This window comes from Pseudomonas mercuritolerans (assembly GCF_025706525.1).
Lineage (GTDB): Bacteria > Pseudomonadota > Gammaproteobacteria > Pseudomonadales > Pseudomonadaceae > Aquipseudomonas > Aquipseudomonas mercuritolerans.
Map to the genome: position 1 here is coordinate 94,124 of NZ_JAMSHA010000006.1, position 21,315 is coordinate 115,438.

Sequence of the window (21,315 nt, forward strand, 5' to 3'; positions counted from 1 at the left end):
TGAAAACATGCCATTAAAACCAGCCAAAGGTGGCTCTGCCCGCGCGAAAGTGGACGCTTCCACCAGTCCGACCCGACCGGACGACATCGATATCGAGCTCGCCGGCACATCGCGTCGGGGAGGCGCCGGCGCGGCTTCCTCCGCCGATCATCTGGCGTCGCGCGCCGGCCCGTCCAGCGCTATCGACGCAGACGCCACTCGTGCGACTGCGGCAGTCGTGGTTAATGCGCTCCCTGCTCAAGCCAGTCTGCCAGCGTCTCAACCCACGCTGGACCATTACGTGATCAATGCCCGCGCAATGCTTCCAGAACTCAACAGCGAAGGACTAAGGGTGCTCAATCAACGCACCTACGTTGACGTGGCCGATGGTGACCTCGTTCTTGTCGCCGTGGATCCGCAGACGGGTCTGCAGCGTGCCCGCCGGCCAAGCGAGCTGTTGCCAGGTCCGGTGATGCTGCGCGATGCGGACAGCGGACTCTGGTATGCGCGCGAAGTCGTTGAGCCAACCACGCGAGCGCAGATCGAACGATATTTTCCGCAGGCGACCGATCAACAGGTGGAAAACCTTATTGCCCGATTCGGTGACAAGGATGTGGCAGACGTGGAGCTCAAACGGGTCCAGTCCGGGCTTGCTCAGATGGAACGGGATATGGCAATTCTTGATGGCACAGGGAGTTTCGTTGCCAGAGAAATGGCAAGCAGACTGCGCAGACTTTATACGTGGCAAGGCGATCCTGATGAGCGGGTCTACCACGATGATCGGCTGGCGGGGTTCAAGATCGAGATCGATCTCAACGCTTGGCCGACCCATCGAACTTTTCCAACAACATTCAATTCCATTGCTTCTCTCACCCTGAGGGACGGGAGTCAGCTCAACCTGGAGGTTTTCCTCAGGCAGTTTCCCAACGTCGACCGGGTACTCATCAATCCACCGTCTCAGTATCGGACTTTTTCGAAGCTCAGGATCGAGAATGGTTCTGTTGAGCAGTCGACGTTGCGCCGTTTCAGGGAGCTGCACCTGCAAGACTGCATCTTGCCCGATGATTTTTCGCTGGCCGGCATGACCAGACTGCAATTGCTTACGCTGGGTAACATTCAGCAGGGGCCGGACTTGATTGCTCTGGTCAATCAACTGCCAGAACGCTCACAGTTGCAGTTGCTGGACTTGAACCAAAATCCCTACTTGAAGGCCGCACCAACCGTTGTGGGGATGACGCAGTTGCGTGTACTGGACCTGACGATGACTGGAATACACCAGTTGCCTGTCGGGCTGGGGGCTGAAAACGGGCCGTCACGCCTGGAAGTGCTGAGACTTGGATATAACCCGTTATCCGTTGTGCCTTCGCTCAAGGGAATGAATGCACTGCAGGAACTCGATCTTTTCGGCACGGGTCTGGACAGGTTTCCTGAAGGCATCACGTCTCAGTTGCCAGGGAAAGTGTTGAATCTGGCGAATAACCGTATTTCAGCCATCCCCGAATCTGTTGAACTTCGAGCAGGCCTCAATCTCAGTGGTAATCCTGTAACTGATCAGGCTCAACTCCAGCGCCTGATGGATGCACGTATTAAAACAGGCTCTGACATTTGGCTGGGTGGAGAGAGTATTGACCGATCGGTAAATCCCTGGTTACGGCATTCACCGTTGGAAGAACTACCTGAACAATTGAAACTCTGGGAAAGGACCGGCGATTCCACATGCCGTCAAGGAATCTTGAAGCTTACTCGTCTGCCCGACTTTCATCTTGACCGACCATTCTTGCAGCAGCGAGTTTGGCGGTTTCTGGACGTCTACAGCAAGGCTGGCGCCAGGGATGTGTTTACCATGAGGAGTATCATGTCCAGTGAACTCAGCCCTGGGAAAATGCTCGACCGACTGGAAGCGGAAATCTATTCGCAAAGCGAGCCTATGCCCTCGGCCACGGATCTGCTCCGCGAATCCGGCAGTATCGTCCAGCCCCCCCGTATACGAGACGAGTCGGCCTCGCGAGCGCTGGTACGAAAATATTTTCCGGAGGCGACCGATCAGCACGCAGATCACTTTATCGCCAACTTCGGCGACAAGCGCGCGGCAGAGTTGGAACTCCAACGCATGCAGCTCGGAATTCCAGAACTGGATCGCCAGGTCAACGCTGCGTTTGAACAAAGTCCTCACACTCAAATGTGGCGCAAGTTGCGTCGTCTGTACAAATGGCAAGGGGAGCCTGATGAGTTGGTCTTCCACGATGCTCGACCGGTGGGTTTCAAGACGTCTATCAGTCTTGATCTATGGGGGGATGACCTGCAGTTACCTCTGCAATTCAGCTCCGTTGTCTCCCTTTCCCTGACAGCAGGCATCCTGCGTAAACCGGAGACTTTCTTTGCACATTTCCCCAGTCTTGAACGTCTGACGGTCATAAGCGAAGCCTGGCAACCACGCTTCAACGCGGACCCCGGCTTCACTGAACAATTGACAAAGCTTACGCGCCTGCGCGAATTGCACCTGCAAAGGACGTCCGTACCGTCCAACTTTTCGTTGGTGGGCATGAACGAGCTGCGCATACTCGATCTTACGCAGACGGGACTGGTTCGACTTCCTGTCGGGCTTGGTGCCGATAACGTCGCGCCGGGGTTGGAAGTACTGAAACTTGGCGGTAATCCTCTCTCTGAGGTGCCTACGGTCAAAGGACTGACTGCGCTGCAGGAACTGGATCTCTCCAATACCGGCCTGGACAAGTTCCCCGAGGGCATCACATCCCAGATACCCGGGAAGGTGTTGAACCTTGCGAACAACCGTATTACTTCGATTCCCGAATCTGTTGAACTCAGGGCGGGCTTCAATCTCATGGGTAATCCTGTAACAGATCAGGCTTCACTCCGACGGCTCATACGTGCACGTATCGAAACGGGTACTGATATCTGGCTGGGAGATCTGAGCAGCGATCAGTCGTCGTTCGTCTGGCTAAGAAATGTGGATAAGGACGTCGCTGAAAAACAGCAACTATGGGACCGCGTCGGCCCCTCTGGCGGTCTCTTGAAGAACAGGATATTGCTGCTTACTCGTACGCCGGAATTTCATGCCGAGTATCCGCTTCTGCAGCGGCGGGTCTGGTCGTTCCTCAAGATCTACAGCGAACTTGGGTACGGCGAGCAGGTCCGTCTCGATGACATTTTGCTCGGTGAATTCAGCCCCGGCAAAATGCTGGACAAGCTGGAAGCAGAGATCCGCGAACGTGACTCAGGGAGGCAAAACCAGCCTTCGCATCATTTACCCAAGCGTCCGAGGCTTGATATTTAACGGCTCGACGGGCAATTCGAAACCGCAACCGCTCCATTTATGTTGGCAAGATGCCAATTTCTTCGTCCCTTGCGTAAATGCCGGGGGCGATTTTTTCAAGGATGAAAACATGCCAGGAAAACCAGCCAAAGGTGGCGCTACCCGCGCGAAAGTGGATGCTTCCACCAGTCCGACCCGACCGGACGACATTGATATCGCACTCCCCGGCACATCAGGTCGGGGAGGTTCTGGCCCGGCTTTCTCCGCCGATAATCTGGCGTCGCGCGCTACCGACGCAGACGCCACTCGTGCGACTGCAGCGGTCGTGGTTCATGCAACCCCTGCTCAAGCCAGTCTGCCAGCACCTCAACCCACGCTGGACCATTACGTGATCAACGTCCGCGCAATGCTTCCGGAGCTCAACAGCGAAGGGCTAAGGGTTCGCAATCAACGCACTTACGTTGACGTGGCCGGTGGTGACCTCGTTCTTGTCGCCGTCGATCCGCAGACGGGTCTGCATCGTGCCCGCCGGCCCAGCGAATTGTCGCCAGGTCCGGTGATGCTGCGCGATGCGGAGAGCGGACTCTGGTATGCGCGCGAAGTCGCGGAGCCAACGAGTCGGGAGCAGATACGCAAATATCTTCCGGACACGACCGATGAGGACGCGGATGCCTTCATCGCGCGGTTTGATGACAAGGATGCAGCAGAGCTTGAGCTCAAGCAGATCCAGCTTGGGCTTGCGCAACTGAACTCGACGTATATTCGCGTGCCGCGCAGTCCGGATCGTATTGTATCGGGCCCGGAATTAGATGAGGCCTCTGTAACTTGGACGACGCTACGCCAGTTATACAAATGGCAGGGCCAGCCCGATCAACGGGTCTACAGTGATGGGCGGTTTGTGGGCTACAAGCTGGATATCAATCTCACGACATGGCCAGTTCAAGAGCCGCTTTCATTGAAATTCAGCTCAGTCGTTTCTCTGACCTTAAGAGGTCGTGGGAGGCTGGACCCGGACGCGTTTTGCGCACAATTCCCCAACCTTGAAAGTCTGACGATCACTAGTCAGGTGATCAACATGAATGGCCGGGTACCGGGACGGATCTCGGTAAGATTTGTTCATTCGAAATTCAGCATGGATTTGGGCTTTGCCGAACAATTGAAAAGATTCCCGCGTTTGCAAAGGCTGCGCCTGCAGGACTGTGAACTGACGGCTGGCTTTTCGCTGCGAGGCCTTACCAGGCTACGTGAGCTATGGTTTTGCAATACATTCGAGGCGCCGGTGAGTACGTTGTACGGGCAGATGCAACGTCAGGAGCAAGTCACCTTTTCGCAAGTGGCAGCTGACGTCAGAGGGATGACTGAATTGCGGGTGCTGGATTTGAGCCACACCGGAATAGAACTGCTTCCTACCGGACTTGATGCCATTGAAGTTGCATCGAAGCTGGAAGTATTGAAACTTGGTGGCAATCCGCTTTCAGCCAGCCCGCCACTCAAAAACATGACCGCATTGCAGGAGCTGGATCTTTCCAGCACAGGGCTGGATCGATTCCCGGAGGGCATCACCGACGTTTTTCCCGGCAAAGTACTGAATCTGGCGAACTGTCGGATTACTTCGATTCCTGAATCCATCGAGCTCAGAGCGGGCTTCAATCTCATCGGCAATCCCATAACGGACCCGGCCTCTCTTCGGCGGTTGATACGTGCACGTATGGCGACGGGCACAGATATCTGGCTTGGGCAGGAAAGCAGCGATGTGTCTGCCGGTCTCTGGCTGCGCAATGTACCGCAGCAACAGATAGCCGAAAAACAAACGCTGTGGGACAGGCATTTCGGAACAACCCCACAAGCCTTGACCATGATCATTCGTCGACTGAGTCGTACGCCCGAATTTCATGTTGAGCGACCGCTTCTGCAGCGGCGCGTATGGTGGTTTCTGGATATGTATGACAAAGCCGAAGTCAACGAGCGATCCAGGCTTGACGCAATTCTTGCCACCGAAACGAGTCCTGGAAGGATGCTGGACAGGCTGGAAGAAGAGATTCGCAAATATGACGGCGGGCGGCAGAATCAGCCGTCGCACCCCCCGCCCAAGCGCTCCAGACTGGAGTGACTCGCAGGCGTCCGCAATGCCGGTGTAAAAGCGGCAATATTCAGCCTCCCTGTACCAAAGGTGCCAACCCCAACATCGTCTCTGGCATTTATGCCAGAGAAGAACTTTCAAGGATGAAAACATGCCAGTAAAACAGTCTCGCGGTGGCAGCGTTCGCGTGGATACGGATGTCCGCACGCACTCCACTCACAGTTCGGAAAAGAATTTTTCACAGGCCGGCACGGCCGGCCGGGATGCTAAGGTCTCACGAGTTCGTGTTGATGACACGTGGCAGCGAAGCACCTCTGTTGGCGATGCTGCAGTGCGGGAGACGATTGCGTCGACGCTCACAGTCGAGGCTCGCCCGGATCCGCTTCCTGTCCAGAAGCCAATCGCTTTTTACACGTCGCTGGAAAATTACCGGATCCAGTCAGCTGCCGTGCTGCCGGACGCTGACAGCGAAGGCTTGAGGGTTTACAAGGATCGCCAATATGTTGATGTGCCTGACGCAGGCGTGGTGCTTGTCGGCGTGGATGCGGAAACCGGATTGTATCGCGCTCGGCTATCCAGCGAGTTGCTGCCCTCCGGCCCATGGATGCTGCGTGATATCGAGAGCGGCATCTGGCATCCGCACAACGACTTCAGCACACGTACCGATCCTTTGACCGACGCTAGTTTGCAGAACTTTCGCAGTGGCCTCGATCTTGGCAGTGTGGAACCCGGCGTTGACGGCGTGATACGTCACAACGGCAAGCTCTACGTGGTCATCCAGGAACACACGTATCAGGTTCTGCAGGATCTTGATGCGTCCCGCCCGGAATATCGAGTCTGGCGTCTGGTCAATCCCGCAGATCCCGTCGCCACCGACAGCGCAAACATTTATCGCGCCAGCCTTGGCGGTGAGACTGTGGCAATTACCCGTAGCGAACAGGATACGTGGGTTTCCATCCTCACAGGTCTGCGCGGCGGTATGGACCGCAACGCCCCCGCAGATGCCAACCCGTTCAACTTTCACCGCCCCTGGCTCACCGGTGCGGGTCAGTCAACGCCGCAACCACCGGCCCTTGTCGCGACGACCCGGGCACAGGTCAAACGCTATTTTGCAGACTCGACCGATCAACATGCCGATGATTTCATCGCACGCTTTGGTGAAGCGGGTGTGGCGGAATCGGAACTGCAGCGGATTCACCTCGAGTTTCCTCAGTTGAACCGTGAGATCGCGGCCTGGGAAACGGGCTATAAGGGCAATGACGATGCTGAGCGCAGTCGGCGACTGGAAATAGGTGCGAAGATGCGCCGGCTGTTCAAGTGGCAGGGAGACAGTAGCGAAAAAGTCTACCGTGACGGGCGGCTGGTCGGTTTCGAGCTGGAGCTCGACCTGGGAAGGCGAAGCAATCTGTCGTTACCGGAATTTTCGATTCCACTCAGATCCGTTGAATCTCTTGTCCTTGAAGGCAGCCCCTCGAGAAGCCTGGTGAATATGTTCGCTATGTTCTCGCATATCGATTCTCTCGAAGTTCGGAGATTCTCAGGCGAGAGCCATGAGCTGCTTGCCGAAATTGCCAGGCTGCCGGCGTTGAGAGTCCTGCAGATGCGGGACAGCAAGGTCTGGGCGTCGTCGATCGATCATGAACTCTTTCCGCACTCGACGCGTTTACAGAAACTGATCCTGACCAACTGCAGTATCTGGCCAGATCTCTCAGTGCGTGGCATGGCCGATTTGCGAGTCTTGCGCGTGCGTGGTTGTGCTTTGCTCGGGTTACCGCCCGGACTGGGTGATATGCCCGCCGCGGCGCGGTTGCAGGTACTTGATCTGTTCCATAATCCGGCGATCACGGATGCGCCGGACGTGACCCATATGTCGGAACTGCGAGAACTGAATCTTTCCTATACCTGCATTTGGGCTCCACCGCGTGGACTTGGCTCGCAGAATGGTCCTTCGCGGCTTGAAACCCTGAATTTATCGCAGACCCCACTTGCCCAGGCGCCATCCCTCAGAGGCATGAGAAGCTTGCTGGAGGTTGATCTCAGCCATACTCAGATAAAAGATTTCCCTGACGGTGTGACTTCCGAGAATCCCGTTGTTAGTTTGGATCTGTCTTACACCGGAATCACCTCGATACCGGACAGCGTTGAAATCAGAGCAGGTTTCGAGCTGACCGGCACTCTGCTTTCTGATCCGGTCACTTTCCGGCGGCTCATTGCTGCGCGTCGGCAAACAGGTACGGATTTCTGGTTGGGAAGAACCCTGTACGACCTGGTGATCGATCATTGGATGCATAACGTTCCGCAGGAGCAGCACGCCGCCAAAGCATCTCTCTGGGTCTCGTTGATCAATCCGACAAACATTCCGATGATGAGAAAAATCAGGGATCTTGTACGCACGCCTGAGTTTCAGGTCGAGCGGTCACTCCTGCAGCGTCGGGTCTGGGCGTTTTTTGAACATTTCCAAAGGGCAAGCCTTGGTGAGCAGGAAACTCTGCGGGATATTGCTTTCGCTGAGCCAAGTCCCGGGAAAATGCTGGACCGGCTCGAAGAGGAAATACGCAAGTTTGATCCAACGTGGCAGAACCCGCCCTCGCATCATTTGCTTAAGCCTGGGAGGGTGGGTTGAAGGGATGCAATGGCTGTATGTAAAAGCGGGAATCCCTGACCTGCCTGTATCAGGGTTCCCAAAAGCGTGGGCTGCGCTTGTGGCGTCAGCCCGGTGTAAAGAGGGAACCCCCGGCCTGCCTGTACCAAGGATCCCAAAAGGGTGGGCTCGCCGCTTTGCGCTGTGAGCCCAATGTAAAGAGGGGAATCCCCGGCCTGCCTGTACCAAGGTCCCCGAAACGGGTGGTGAAACGAATCACCTGAGATAGGTGTTGCAGGGTGCGTGCCAGCTTTTAATCTGCTGAAACAAAAAACGCTTTGGAAACGCGAAAGCCCCGGGACTCGGGGCTTTCGCGTTTTTGAATAAATGTTTTTTCAGTGTTTTCAGGAGTGATTGTGGCGATACGGCTGTGCGCGATCGCGGGTCATTGTGCATTGATGCGGTGCACGGTAGCCCTCACCCTAACCCTCTCCCAGAGGGAGAGGGGACTGACCGAGGTGCCCGGTCAAGTTACGCCGACCTGAGATACCGAGTCGAACTCAGGCCTCGAAACCACCCAAGATCGGCTCCCTTCCCCCTCTCCCCCTCGGGGGAGAGGGCTGGGGTGAGGGGGATCGATCCTGAGTACACGAAAATCCTTAAGCGTTAACCCTCTTCCCCCTCATCATCATCCCCACCATCAACCTTCATCCCCAATTCCTTGATCTTGCGCGTCAAGGTGTTCCGCCCCCAACCCAGCAACACTGCCGCATCTCGCCGACGCCCTGCGGTGTGCTTCAGGGCCGTCTCGATCATGATCCGCTCGAATGCCGGCACCGCGCTGTCGAGCAGGCTCGACTGGCCACGGGCCAAGGCCTGATCGGCCCACTGGCGCAGGGCCTGTTCCCAGTTGGTCACTGGCGCCGAATCCTGCGGCAGGTTGAGCAGTTCCGGCGGCAGGTCACTGATGTGCACTTCACGGCCGGAGGCCATGACGGTGATCCAGCGGCAGGTGTTCTCCAGTTGACGCACGTTGCCTGGCCACGGCAGGTTTTTCAGGTATTCCTCGGTTTCGCTTTTCAGCAGCTTCGGCTCGACCGCCAGTTCCTGCGCGGCGCGGCTGAGGAAGTGCCGGGCCAGGGTCGGGATATCTTCGCGACGATCCGACAGGCGCGGGATGTGGATGCGGATCACGTTGAGGCGGTGGAACAAGTCCTCACGGAATTTGCCGGCGTGGACGAGCGTTTCGAGATTCTGGTGGGTGGCGGCGATGATGCGCACATCGACCTTGACCGGCACATGGCCGCCGACGCGATAGAACTCGCCATCGGCCAGCACGCGCAACAAACGGGTCTGGGTGTCCGCCGGCATATCGCCGATTTCATCAAGGAACAGCGTGCCGCCGTCCGCCTGTTCAAAACGACCGCGACGCAAATTCGCCGCGCCGGTGAACGCGCCTTTCTCGTGGCCGAACAGCTCGGATTCCATCAGATCCTTGGGAATCGCCGCCATGTTCAGGGCAATGAACGGCGAAGCCGCGCGTGGGCTGTGGCGGTGCAGGGCGTGGGCGACCAGTTCTTTACCGGTACCGGATTCGCCGTTGATCAGCACGGTGATGTTGGAGTGGCTCAGGCGCCCGATGGCGCGAAACACTTCCTGCATCGCCGGCGCTTCGCCGATGATTTCCGGGGTGCGGGTCAGCGCAGGCACCACTTCCAGGCCTTGCTGTTCCTGCGCATGCTGATTGGCGCGTTTGACCAGCGATACCGCTTCATCGACGTCGAAGGGCTTGGGCAGGTACTCGAAAGCGCCGCCCTGATAGGAGGCGACAGCGCTGTCCAGATCGGAGTGAGCGGTCATGATGATGACCGGCAGCCGTGGGTGCTGTTCGCGAATCCGCGCCAGCAGATCCAGGCCACTGGCGCCCGGCATGCGGATATCGGAAATGATCACGTCCGGCTGCTGCCGGGCCAGACGACTCATCACGCCATCGGCGCTGTCGAAGCTCTGGGTGGTCATGCCTTCCTGCTGCAAGGCCTTTTCCAGGACCCAACGGATAGAACGGTCGTCATCGACGATCCACACGGTTTCACTACGGCTCATGTCGATGTGGCTCCTTGTTCCAGTGGCAGGAAGATCGAGAAGGTGGTGTGGCCTGGATGGCTCTCACACTCGATCAGGCCCTGGTGCTGACTGATGATGTTCTGGGTAATGGCCAGGCCCAGCCCGGTACCGTCCGGGCGGCCGCTGACCATGGGAAAGAAAATGGTTTCCTGCAGTTCCGCCGGGATGCCCGGACCGTTGTCGATGATCTCGATCTTGGTCACCAGACGATGGCGGATGTGGCCGATGGTGAACTGGCGCATGGCGCGGGTGCGCAGGCTGATGCGGCCCAGGCGCAGCTCGTTCTGGCTGCTGATCGCCTGCATCGCGTTGCGCACGATGTTCAACACCGCCTGAATCATCTGCTCGCGGTCGATCAATACGTCGGGAATGCTCGGGTCGTAATCACGCACCAGGGTGATGCAGCCCTGGCTTTCGGCTTCGACCAGATGGCAGACGCGTTCGAGCACTTCGTGGACGTTGCACATGGCCAGCGACGGCAACTTATTCGAGCCGAGCATGCGATCGACCAGATTGCGCAGGCGGTCGGCCTCTTCGATGATCACATTGGTGTAATCGCGCAGGCTCTCTTCCGGCAGTTCGCGGGCGAGCAATTGCGCCGCGCCACGGATGCCGCCGAGGGGGTTCTTGATCTCGTGGGCGAGGCCGCGCACCAGCATCTTGCTGGTTTCCTGCTTGGACAATTGCGCCTCTTCCTTGGTGATGCGCAGCAGGCGATCACGCGGATGCACTTCGAGCAAAAGCAAAGTCTCGCCGTTACTGAGAATCGGCGTGACCGCGTAATCCACGGTCAGCGTCTGGCCGGTGAGGGCGGTGAGCATCGCTTCACGCTTGGTGAACGGGTGCGCCTGCTCCACCGCCTGACGCAGGGAATTGAGCGCCTCGGGGGATTCGGTAAACAGCTCGCTGATGAACTGGCCGTGACTGCGCTGACCGCTGACCGCCAACAGCATCTCCGCCGCCGGGTTCATGTACTCCAGTCGCAATTCGGCGTCGAGCAGGATGGTCGCCGTGGTCAGGTTGTCGAGCAGCAAACGGTGAATAGCGTCGCTTATGGTCATCTGGACCCCTTTTGGAGCAAGGCGTGCGCGAGAACAAAGCGCTGATGTCGGGAAAATGCAAAAACCAAACCAAGGCTCCGAAAAGAAGCGTTTAACCCCTGAAACAGGCGTTTGACGCGCGTTTGTATGGCACGAAGCCAGCTCAAACGGGAAGTTTCGAACCAAAATGGGTTGGGTTGTGGGCGAGATGCAGTTTAGTGCACCAATAGGGTGCGCACGTTTGGCAGGGGTTAAAAGAAGCGCAGAAACGGATTCTTCGGTTCTTCAGGTTTGTCCTTGAGCGGGCATTCCGGCCGCACGCCGTAATCGTCGGCGACACAGGGTTTGACCTGACGTTTCTGCGCCAGGGAAATGCGCAGCATGTGGAACGGCTGATTGGCGGTGCGTTCCACGGTACGCCCGGCAGCGTCGAGAATCTCGATCGACAGGCTGTGGCTGCCGCGATCGATATTGCTCAGCGCAAAAACCGGGCTGAAGCCGGGCTCGCCAGTGGTCTTGCCATCCAGCAGCAGGCGATAGCGATGGCCGCTTTGCAGGCCGGGCTCGCTGGTGACGCTGACGATCAGCTCGCCGGCGCTGCTGCGCAGAGTCGCGTCGGGCTCCGGGATCAGAATGCGCAGCATGTCGTAGTGAAAGGGCGGCGGTTCGGCGGATTTTTTCGCTGTGGTGATCGGCGCTGCGGTGTTGGCAGGGACAGCCATGCGATTGCTCGTCGCGATCGGCACTCGCTTGGCGTTGGCGCGTGGCTGGTCGGTGTAGACGCGGTTGCCCTGTGCGTCGATGTAGGTGAATACCTCGGCTGAGACAGGCGCCATCATCAGGACCAATAAGGCGAGCAGCGCTGCGCGGATCATGGTTTATGCACTCGTTGCACGGTGAGCACGGCGGACGAGCTCTGCTGGATGACGGTCTGTCCGTCGATCACTTGCACGGCCAGGCGATGTTCGCCGCGATCGATGTTCACCAGTTGCAGAACCGGCACGTTGCTCGGCTGGCCGTAGGGTTCATCGTCCAGCACCAGTCTCAGTTGATGGGGCGGTTGCAGGCGCGGCTTGATCAGGACGTTGACCGTGAAGGTGCCGTTGTTGGCGCGCAGGGCCTCGTCAGTGGGCAGACCGGCAAGCTCGAGGATTTCATAGGCGTTGCGCGGTGGTTGCGGTGCTTCGGCGCTGGATGATTGCGGCGCGCTCGGCGCTTGTGGCTCGACCCGATTGAGTGGCGGCAACTCGACCGGTTGCGCCTGCACGCCGTCCGGCGGCTGATTGCTGTACGCCGTGTTGCCGTTGGCGTCGGTGTACTTGTAGATCTGCGCGGCGGCGGGCAGGGCGATCAGCAGCAGAATGTAGAGGAGCGTGCGACCCATGAAATCGACCGGGGTTGGAAGCGATGGGTAGCAGCATAGGACAGGTGGGGCGGTTGGCCCAACTGGCGACACATTCAAAGATCATTCAGACACCACAGATCGCCTGTGGGAGCGAGCCTGCTCGCGAAGGCGTCGCATCAGTCACCATCATCTTCAATGCCTCACCGCTTTCGCGAGCAGGCTCGCTCCCACAGGGTAAATGAACTGCGCCGGGCAATAAAAAAGGCCTCCCGAAGGAGGCCTCGTTTGTCACGCCACTTTACGCAGCGCTACCGGATCAGCAGCTGTAGTACAGCTCATATTCCAGTGGGTGTACGAAGGTGCGAACCTTGATTTCTTCTTCCGATTTCAGCGCGATGTAAGCGTCGATGAAGTCGTCGGAGAACACGCCGCCCTTGGTCAGGAACGCGCGGCCCTTGTCCAGCTCTTCCAGGGCTTCTTTCAGGCTGCCGCAAACCTGTGGAATCTCTTTCGCCTCTTCAGGCGGCAGGTCGTACAGGTTCTTGTCGGCGGCATCGCCTGGGTGGATCTTGTTCTGGATACCGTCCAGACCAGCCATCAGCAGCGCTGCGAAAGCCAGGTACGGGTTGGCAGCCGGATCCGGGAAGCGTGCTTCGATACGGCGGGCTTTCGGGCTCGACACGTATGGAATACGGATCGAAGCGGAACGGTTGCGAGCCGAGTAGGCCAGCATTACCGGCGCTTCGAAGCCTGGCACCAGACGCTTGTAGGAGTTGGTCGCCGGGTTGGTGAAGCCGTTCAGGGCCTTACCGTGCTTGATGATGCCGCCGATGAAGTACAGAGCGGTATCGGACAGGCCGGCATAGCCTTCACCTGCGAAGGTGTTCTTGCCGTCTTTCCAGATCGACATGTGCACGTGCATGCCCGAACCGTTGTCGCCGTACAGTGGCTTCGGCATGAAGGTCGCGGTGCGGCCGTAAGCGTCGGCAACGTTGTGCACAACGTATTTCAGGGTCTGAACTTCGTCAGCCTTCTTCACCAGGGTGTTGAACTTGACGCCGATTTCGTTCTGGCCGGCAGTTGCCACTTCGTGGTGGTGAACTTCAACCGACTGACCCATTTCTTCCAGTGCGTTGCACATGGCGGTACGGATTTCGTGGTCGTGGTCGAACGGTGGAACCGGGAAGTAGCCGCCTTTCACGCCTGGACGGTGACCCTTGTTGCCGCCTTCGATGTCCTGGTCGGACATCCACGAACCTTGCTCGGAGTAGATCTTGAACATCGAGCCGGAGATGTCCGACTTGAATTTCACCGAGTCAAAGATGAAGAACTCAGGCTCTGGACCGGCGAATACGGTGTCACCGATACCGGTGGCTTTCAGGTGCTCTTCGGCGCGCTTGGCGATCGCACGTGGGTCGCGATCGTAGCCCTGCATGCTCGAAGGCTCGATGATGTCGCACACCAGAATCAGGGTTGGGTCTTCGGTGAACGGATCGAGTACGGCAGTTTCGTCGACCGGCATCAGGATCATGTCGGAGGCTTCGATGCCTTTCCAGCCGGAGATGGAGGAACCGTCGAACATCTTGCCGACTTCGAAGAAGTCGTCATCCAGCGCATCGCGAGCCGGCATGGTCACGTGGTGCTGAGTGCCTTTGGTGTCCGTGAAGCGCAGATCAATCCACTTGACGTCATGATCTTTGATGAGTTGAACCGACTTCGACATAGTGTCCTCCGGGTGAATTAGGGCGGGTAGTGGATGCCCTTAATAATGGTGATGCCGGCGCGAATACTCTGCCAAGGCAACCTGCCTCACAAGGGAGCAAATTGCATGCCAGTGCCCCAGCATGGGTTTTTTGCCCCAAATTCACGCTTATTAAGGCGTGCGAGGTTCTGAATCGACAAATCCCGCCCCTTAATGTTGCGTTTAAATTCAGAAATGACCTGTTTTGGTGCAAGCAAAACCTTCTGCACATTAACTGGTTAAACCTTGAGCAATTTCCGCTATAATCCGCGCCCCCCTTTTTCGGCTGGCCGTTCGCGCGCTGTTTTCATGAAACTAATCGTAAAAGTCTTCCCCGAGATCACCATCAAAAGCCGACCTGTCCGGACGAAATTCATCCGCCAGTTGGCCAAGAACATCCGCACCGTGCTCCGTGACCTGGACCCGGCCGTGGTGGTGAACGGCGTGTGGGACAATCTCGAGCTGGAAACCCGCGTTACCGACGCCAAAGCCTTGAAAGAGATGGGCGACCGCCTGACCTGCATGCCGGGCATCGCGCATTTTCTACAGATCGACGAGTACCCGCTGGGCGACTTCGACGACATCACCGAAAAGTGCAAACAGCACTACGGCGATGCACTGGCCGGGAAGATTTTCTCGGTGCGCTGCAAGCGCGCAGGCAAGCATGCCTTCAGCTCGATGGACGTTGAAAAATACGTCGGCAGCAAGCTGCGTCGCGAGTGCGGTGCGGCCGGAATCGACCTGAAAGCGCCGGAAATCGAAGTCCGTATCGAAGTTCGCGACAAACGGTTGTTCGTGATTCACAGCCAGCACAACGGCATCGGCGGCTACCCGCTGGGTGCGCTGGAGCAGACGCTGGTATTGATGTCCGGCGGCTTCGATTCGACCGTGGCGGCTTACCAGATCATGCGTCGCGGCCTGATGGCGCACTTCTGCTTCTTCAATCTCGGCGGGCGTGCCCACGAATTGGGCGTGATGGAAGTCGCGCACTTCATCTGGAAGAAGTACGGCAGCTCGCAACGCGTGCTATTTGTCAGTGTGCCGTTCGAGGAAGTGCTGGGCGAAATTCTCGGCAAAGTCGATAACAGTCATATGGGCGTGGTTTTGAAGCGTATGATGTTGCGCGCCTCGTCCGAGATCGCCGAACGCCTGCACATCGATGCACTGGTGACCGGTGAAGCGATCTCCCAGGTGTCGAGCCAGACGCTGCCGAACCTGTCGGTGATCGACTGCGTGACCGACAAGCTGGTGCTGCGACCGCTGATCGTCGCGCACAAGCAGGACATCATCGACACCGCCAACGAGATCGGCACCGCCGATTTCGCCCGGCACATGCCGGAATATTGCGGCGTGATCTCGGTCAACCCCAAGACCGCCGCCAAGCGTGGCCGGGTTGAACACGAAGAGAAAGAATTCGACATGGCGGTGCTCGAGCGTGCGCTCGCCAACGCCAAACTGGTGCCGATCGATCGGGTGATCGACGAATTGGGCCAGGATTTGCAGATTGAAGAAGTCAGCGAAGCGCTGGCCGGTCAGATCGTGATTGACATCCGCCACCCGGATGCCGCCGAGGATGACCCGCTGGAACTCGCCGGCATAGAGGTACAGACGATGCCGTTCTATGCAGTGAACGCACGTTTCAAGGAACTGGACCCTACTCGCCAGTACCTGCTGTATTGCGACAAAGGCGTGATGAGTCGCCTGCATGCTCACCATTTGCTCAGTGAGGGGCATGCCAATGTGCGCGTTTATCGACCGAGCTAAGTGCCCGGGGCTGTTTGCCTGTGGCCTGCGTCACCGGCCCCCCGACACCGCCGTCAAGCTGTAACGGCCATGCCGGACACTACTGCTAATCGCTGCCATGACTTGTCAGCAAACCGAATCCTCTGATCGAGATACACAAGTGATCGAAAATCTACGCAACATCGCCATCATTGCCCACGTTGACCACGGTAAAACCACCCTGGTAGACAAACTCCTGCGTCAATCCGGCACCCTGGAGCGCAACGAGCTCAACGACGAGCGCGTGATGGACTCCAACGACCAGGAAAAAGAGCGCGGTATTACCATTCTGGCGAAGAACACCGCCATCAACTGGAACGGCTACCACATCAACATCGTGGACACCCCGGGCCACGCCGACTTCGGCGGCGAAGTTGAACGCGTAATGTCGATGGTCGACTCCGTTCTGCTGCTGGTTGACGCTCAGGACGGCCCTATGCCGCAAACCCGCTTCGTGACCAAGAAGGCTTTCGAAGCCGGCCTGCGTCCAATCGTGGTGATCAACAAGGTTGACCGTCCAGGCGCGCGTCCGGACTGGGTTCTGGACCAGATCTTCGACCTGTTCGACAACCTCGGTGCGACCGAAGAACAACTGGACTTCCAGGTTGTTTACGCTTCGGCCCTGAACGGCATTGCCGGTCTGGACCACACCGCCATGGGCGAAGACATGACCGCGCTGTACCAGGCGGTAGTCGACCACGTTCCGCCTCCGGCCGTTGACCGTGACGGTCCGTTCCAGATGCAGATCTCCGCTCTGGACTACAACAGCTTCCTGGGTGTTATCGGTGTTGGCCGTATCGCTCGTGGTCGCGTCAAGCCGAACACTCCGGTTGTCGCGATCGGTGCCGATGGCAAGCGTCGCAACGGCCGTATCCTGAAACTGATGGGTCACCACGGTCTGCACCGCGTTGACGTTGAAGAAGCTGCGGCCGGCGACATCGTCTGCATCAGCGGTATGGATTCGCTGTTCATCTCCGACACCCTGTGCCACCCGGATACTGTCGAGGCGATGAAGCCGCTGACCGTTGACGAGCCAACCGTTTCCATGACCTTCCAGGTTAACGATTCGCCTTTCTGCGGTAAGGAAGGCAAGTTCGTGACGTCCCGTAACATCAAGGACCGTCTGGACAAAGAGCTGCTGTACAACGTTGCACTGCGCGTTGAAGAAGGCGACTCGGCTGACAAGTTCAAGGTTTCCGGCCGTGGTGAGCTGCATCTCTCGGTACTGATCGAAACCATGCGTCGCGAAGGCTTCGAACTGGCCCTGGGCCGTCCTGAAGTGATCATCCGTGAAGTTGACGGCGTGAAGCAGGAACCGTTTGAAAACGTGACCATCGACATCCCTGAAGAATCCCAGGGCAAGGTCATGGAAGAGATGGGCCTGCGTAAGGGCGACCTGAGCAACATGGTGCCGGATGGCAAGGGCCGTGTACGTCTGGAATACAACATCCCTGCTCGCGGTCTGATCGGTTTCCGTAACCAGTTCCTGACCCTGACCAACGGTGCTGGCATCCTGACCTCGATCTTTGATCGTTACGACACCGTCAAGTCGGGCCACATGTCCGGCCGTCAGAACGGCGTTCTGGTTTCGGTTGAAACCGGCAAGGCACTGACCTACTCGCTGGAAACCCTGCAGGCTCGCGGCAAGCTGTTCGTAGAACACGGCCAGGAGATCTACAACGGTCAGATCGTTGGTCAGAACAGCCGTGACAACGACCTGGGCGTCAACCCTACCAAGGGCAAGAAGCTCGACAACATGCGTGCTTCGGGTAAAGACGAAACCATCGCTCTGGTGCCACCGGTGAAGTTCACCCTGGAACAGGCTCTGGAATACATCCAGGAAGACGAGCTGTGCGAAGTCACTCCTAAGTCGATCCGTCTTCGCAAGAAGATCCTCGACGAAAGCGAGCGTACCCGCGCTGCGAAGAAAGCCAAGGCGTAATCCAGCCCTGGAATAAAAAACGCCCCCGGTCGCGAGACCGGGGGCGTTTTTGTTTGTCTGGGGGGAAGGAAATGTGTGAAGCCTGAAAAGCCCCTCACCCTAGCCCACTCCCGGAGGGAGAGGGGACCGATTGGGGGATGCTCTGAAGATACGTCGACTTGAAAGAATTCTGCTGAATCCATAATCGACTGGGTGTTTCAGGTCGATGTATGGCGCCAGACACCTCGGTCGGCTCCCTCTCCCTCTGGGAGAGGGCTGGGGTGAGGGTTTGCTGTTAAAACTTCTCGATCGCCCGGAAATTCTGCACTCGCTCGACTTCCTTCGGCTTGTACGCGCAATACCCCGGCCGCGGCCCGATCTTCGGGTGGTTGCGGCAGGTGTCCGGCCGCTTGTCATAAATGGTGCACAGGCGGGTTTTACGATCCAGGTAATAGCAGTCGTTGTTGCTCATGCGCTGGAGGGTGAAGATTCCCGACTTCTGATTGAAGCGCTCGACCAGACCTTCCTTTTGCAGACGCTTGGCGATGTTCTTCGGCGGATCGCCCAATTCGAACTCGTCGACCACGCCGATGCGCACCAGATCCTTGATCTTCACTTCGACCGGCAGCGTGCAGCAGCTGGACATGCACGAGCCGCACATCGGTGCCGAATATTTGGCCCACGTATCGAGACGATCAATCTCGGCGGCGGCGATCAGGTTGGGCTTCATCATCGGGAGTTACCAGGCGTGTATGCATCAGGGCGCGCGATCATACCGGGAGCGGTGGAATTTTGAACAACCTTTCGCCGGATATTTTCATCGCGACTGCATTTTGCCCGACAGGACGGCACGGCCCCTGCATTCACTGGCTCATCCGCCAAGGTTATGTCGGACTGGCGCACAGTCCGCGCAAATAACGCCGAACCAGAGCCGTTACCGCCGGTCAGACCGTCTAGGCTCAGAAAATTCCCGCTCGCTCGAGGTCCTGTTGATGACTCAAGAACCACTAGTTCGCGAAGCAGAGGTGGCCGCATTCCGCGACGCCGTCCTGACCAAGCTCACCTATGCCGTGGGCAAAGACCCTGATCACGCCTTCGACCATGACTGGTTCGAAGCCATCGCCCTGGCTGCGCGTGATCACATGGTCGAACACTGGATGGACCACACCCGGCAGATCTACCGCAAAGGCCAGAAGCGCGTTTATTACCTCTCGCTGGAATTTCTCATCGGCCGCCTGCTCTACGACAGCCTGAGCAACCTCGGCCTGCTCGACGTCGCCCGTGAAGCTCTGACCGAGCTGGGCGTCGATCTGGAACGCATTCGTCTGCTGGAACCGGACGCGGCGCTCGGCAACGGCGGCCTCGGGCGTCTGGCAGCGTGCTTCATGGAAAGCATGTCGACCCTCGGCATCGCCGGCCATGGCTATGGCATTCGTTATGAGCATGGCTTGTTCCGTCAGGCGATTGTCGATGGCTGGCAACAGGAGCAGACCGAACACTGGCTGGATTTCGGCAACCCTTGGGAGTTCGAGCGTCCGGAAGTGGTGTACCCGATCGGCTTCGGCGGCAGCGTCGAAACCGTCACCGATGCCTCGGGCAAGACTCGTCAGGTCTGGTCGCCGGCGGAAACCGTGCGCGCGATTGCCTACGACACGCCGGTGGTCGGCTGGCGCGGGGCGAGCGTCAATACTCTGCGCCTGTGGCGTGCCCGCGCCATGGAAGACTTGCACCTGGAGCGCTTCAACGCCGGTGACCACCTGGGCGCCGTGGCGGAAGTGGCCCGCGCCGAAAGTATCTCCCGCGTCCTCTACCCGGCCGACAGCACCGAAGCCGGGCAAGAACTGCGCCTGCGTCAGGAATACTTCTTCGTCGCCGCCTCGCTGCAGGATCTGCTGCGCCGTCATCGCAACATGCACACCTCGGTGCTGACCCTCGGTGACCACGCGGCGATCCAGCTCAACGACACTCACCCCTCGATCGCCGTGGCCGAACTGATGCGCCAACTGGTCGACGTCTACGACGTGGCGTGGGACGCAGCATGGCAAGTCACCGTCGACACGCTGTCGTACACCAACCACACGCTGCTGCCGGAAGCGCTGGAAACCTGGCCGGTGGGCCTGATGGAACGCATGCTGCCGCGGCACATGCAGATCATTTATCTGATCAACGCGCAGCACATCGATTCGCTGCGGGCCAAGGGCATTCATGACTTCGACGTGCTGCGCGCGGTGTCGCTGATCGAAGAAGACAACGGCCGTCGGGTGCGCATGGGCAACCTCGCGTTCCTCGGTTCGCACAGCGTCAACGGCGTGTCCGGTCTGCACACGCAACTGATGCGCAAAACCGTATTCGCCGAACTGCACAAGCTCTATCCGGAGCGGATCAACAACAAAACCAACGGCATCACCTTCCGCCGCTGGCTGTATCAGGCCAACCCGGAACTGACCTCGATGCTGGTCGATGCCCTCGGCCCGGACGTGCTCGATCATCCTGAAGAGCGCCTGCTCGAACTCGAGCCGTTCGCCGAGAAAACCGCGTTCCGCAAAGCCTTCGCCGAGCAGCGTTTGCACAGCAAGAAGGCGTTGGCCTACCTGATTCACGAACGCCTGGGGATTGCGGTCAACCCGGCGGCGATGTTCGACGTGCAGGTCAAGCGCATCCACGAGTACAAGCGTCAGTTGCTCAACCTGCTGCACACCGTGGCGCTGTATCAGGCGATCCGTGCCGAGCCGGAAGTCGACTGGGTGCCGCGCGTGAAGATCTTCGCCGGTAAAGCGGCGGCGAGCTATCACCAGGCCAAACTGATCATCAAACTGACCAACGACATCGCCCGGGTGGTGAATAACGACCCGACCGTGCGTGGCCTGCTGAAAGTGGTGTTCCTGCCCAACTACAACGTCAGCCTCGCCGAGAGCATCATTCCGGCGGCGGACCTGTCCGAGCAGATTTCCACCGCCGGATTCGAGGCGTCGGGCACCAGCAACATGAAGTTCGGCCTCAACGGCGCGCTGACCATCGGCACCCTCGACGGCGCCAACGTGGAGATGTGCGAGCGTATCGGCGCCGAGCACATGTTCATCTTCGGCCTCAGCGCGCAACAGGTTGAAGCGCGCAAGCAGAACCACGAGTTCAGCGCCGTGCCCGACATCGCTGCATCCCATCGTTTGAACGATGTGCTGCAAGCGATTCGCAGCGGTGTGTTCTCGCCGGACGACACCTCGCGCTACACCGGCCTGATCGACTCACTGATCGACTACGACCGCTTCCTGGTCTGCGCCGACTTCGATTCCTACTGGGAAGCGCAAAAACGCGTGGAAGAGCACTGGCATGACTCGCAGAACTGGTGGCGGTCGGCGGTGCTCAACACCTCGCGGATGGGCTGGTTCTCCTCGGACCGGACGATTCGTGAATACGCCACGGATATCTGGAAAGCGCTGGAGTAACTTTC

The 21,315-nt window shown here is 58.4% G+C and carries 12 protein-coding genes; 6 read left to right on the plus strand and 6 right to left on the minus strand.

Annotated elements, in window-relative coordinates; genetic code table 11:
- Positions 1 to 7: 7 nt before the first annotated feature.
- From ND528_RS17905 to ND528_RS17915, 3 genes are all read left to right on the plus strand, one after another.
- Entirely contained in the window at positions 8 to 3,274 is a 3,267-nt protein-coding gene (locus tag ND528_RS17905; RefSeq protein ID WP_263470829.1) for a leucine-rich repeat domain-containing protein, read from the plus strand.
- A 109-nt stretch (positions 3,275 to 3,383) separates the two neighbouring features.
- Complete coding sequence (locus ND528_RS17910; protein ID WP_241669528.1) at positions 3,384 to 5,363, plus strand: leucine-rich repeat domain-containing protein; 1,980 nt, start codon at positions 3,384 to 3,386, stop codon at positions 5,361 to 5,363.
- Between the two features lie 121 nt (positions 5,364 to 5,484).
- Positions 5,485 to 7,956 carry a leucine-rich repeat domain-containing protein gene (locus tag ND528_RS17915; RefSeq protein WP_263470830.1) on the plus strand — a complete coding sequence of 824 codons (2,472 nt, stop codon included), beginning with the start codon at positions 5,485 to 5,487 and terminating at the stop codon, positions 7,954 to 7,956.
- A gap of 624 nt (positions 7,957 to 8,580) precedes the next feature.
- Here ND528_RS17915 and ntrC read toward each other — a convergent pair.
- The 5 genes from ntrC to glnA form a co-directional block, all read right to left on the minus strand.
- Complete coding sequence (gene ntrC / locus ND528_RS17920) at positions 8,581 to 10,017, minus strand: nitrogen regulation protein NR(I) (protein ID WP_016772108.1); 1,437 nt, start codon at positions 10,015 to 10,017, stop codon at positions 8,581 to 8,583.
- Positions 10,014 to 11,099 (minus strand): nitrogen regulation protein NR(II), encoded by a 1,086-nt coding sequence (gene glnL / locus ND528_RS17925; RefSeq protein WP_024011230.1) that lies wholly within the window; start codon positions 11,097 to 11,099, stop codon positions 10,014 to 10,016. Before glnL ends, ntrC begins: the two co-directional genes overlap by 4 nt.
- A 230-nt stretch (positions 11,100 to 11,329) precedes the next feature.
- Positions 11,330 to 11,953 (minus strand): DUF4124 domain-containing protein, encoded by a 624-nt coding sequence (locus ND528_RS17930; protein ID WP_263470831.1) that lies wholly within the window; start codon positions 11,951 to 11,953, stop codon positions 11,330 to 11,332.
- Entirely contained in the window at positions 11,950 to 12,462 is a 513-nt protein-coding gene (locus ND528_RS17935) for a DUF4124 domain-containing protein (protein ID WP_263470832.1), read from the minus strand. The genes ND528_RS17930 and ND528_RS17935 overlap by 4 nt, the downstream gene beginning before the upstream one ends.
- A 277-nt stretch (positions 12,463 to 12,739) precedes the next feature.
- The gene (gene glnA / locus ND528_RS17940; protein ID WP_016772104.1) at positions 12,740 to 14,146 is read right to left on the minus strand and encodes a type I glutamate--ammonia ligase; all 1,407 of its coding nucleotides are present in this window, start codon (positions 14,144 to 14,146) and stop codon (positions 12,740 to 12,742) included.
- Between the two features lie 327 nt (positions 14,147 to 14,473).
- Between glnA and thiI the strand changes: the two genes are divergently transcribed.
- Both thiI and typA read left to right on the plus strand, forming a co-directional pair.
- A complete protein-coding gene (thiI, locus tag ND528_RS17945) occupies positions 14,474 to 15,928 on the plus strand; it encodes a tRNA uracil 4-sulfurtransferase ThiI (protein ID WP_263470833.1) in 1,455 nt (484 codons plus the stop codon).
- Positions 15,929 to 16,067: 139 nt separating this feature from the next.
- Positions 16,068 to 17,888, plus strand: a complete 1,821-nt coding sequence (gene typA, locus ND528_RS17950; protein ID WP_090280259.1) for a translational GTPase TypA — start codon at positions 16,068 to 16,070, stop codon at positions 17,886 to 17,888.
- Between the two features lie 274 nt (positions 17,889 to 18,162).
- Here typA and ND528_RS17955 read toward each other — a convergent pair whose 3' ends face one another.
- Positions 18,163 to 18,600 carry a YkgJ family cysteine cluster protein gene (locus ND528_RS17955; protein WP_133337377.1) on the minus strand — a complete coding sequence of 146 codons (438 nt, stop codon included), beginning with the start codon at positions 18,598 to 18,600 and terminating at the stop codon, positions 18,163 to 18,165.
- Between the two features lie 259 nt (positions 18,601 to 18,859).
- On the opposite strand from ND528_RS17955, the gene ND528_RS17960 reads away from it, so the two are divergent.
- A complete protein-coding gene (locus ND528_RS17960) occupies positions 18,860 to 21,310 on the plus strand; it encodes a glycogen/starch/alpha-glucan phosphorylase (protein WP_263470834.1) in 2,451 nt (816 codons plus the stop codon).
- The last annotated feature ends 5 nt before the right edge of the window (positions 21,311 to 21,315 follow it).